Here is a 761-nt window from a genome sequence, read left to right as displayed (position 1 = left end):
CAACTGTGGGAGCGAGCCTGCTCGCGATAGGGCCATCAGCCGCACCACAAACTTCAGGGCTCCAACCCAATCCCCCGCAAAATCACACTGGTCACCGTCTGCACCGCCCGTTCGAACTGCATATCGGACAGCGGCTGGTGATCATTGAGGATGTTGATCTGGTGGTCGAAGTCGGCGTAGTGCTGGGTCGAGGCCCAGATCATGTAGAGCAGGCTTGAGGGCTCTACGGGGAGGATGCGTTTGTCCTCCACCCACTGGCGGATTTTTGCCTCTTTCATCTTGGCCCAGTCATAGAGGCTGGCGTCCAGCGCCTGGCCCAATGTCGGAGCGCCGTGTATTACCTCGTTGGCCCAGACCTTCGAGCCGTAGGGCCGGCTACGAGAGTGGTTCATCTTGGCGCGGATGTAACTGCTGAGCACCACCCGTGGGTCATCGAACATCTCGAAGCACAAGGCATCCTGCTTCCAGACCTCCAGCAGATCGAACAACACGGCGCTGTACAGCTCGCTCTTGGTGCTGAAGTAGTAATGCAGGTTGGATCGGGGCAGTTGCACCTCGGCGGCAATGTCGGCCATGGCAGTGCCGCCGAAGCCCTTTTCGGCAAAGACCTTTTCGGCGGCCAGCAGGATTTTCTCGACGTTACTGCGACGAATCTCGATCTTGTGATTGCCCATGAGGGCTCCCTGGCGACAGCGTTGGTCAAGACTAGCATTCACCCACTTTTGAAAACACCGGCGCCGCTTGTGGGAAAGCTTTCGTGG

At 58.5% G+C, this 761-nt stretch carries 1 protein-coding gene; it reads right to left on the bottom strand.

Annotated features, from left to right (window positions below; genetic code table 11):
* Nucleotides 1–53: 53 nt before the first annotated feature.
* Entirely contained in the window at nucleotides 54–674 is a 621-nt protein-coding gene (locus tag HU811_RS27095; RefSeq protein WP_092398895.1) for a TetR/AcrR family transcriptional regulator, read from the bottom strand.
* Between the last annotated feature and the right edge of the window lie 87 nt (nucleotides 675–761).

This window comes from Pseudomonas tehranensis (assembly GCF_014268615.1).
Lineage (GTDB): Bacteria > Pseudomonadota > Gammaproteobacteria > Pseudomonadales > Pseudomonadaceae > Aquipseudomonas > Aquipseudomonas tehranensis.
Note: the sequence above shows the minus strand (reverse complement) of the source record. Positions and strands in the feature narration are given on the sequence as shown.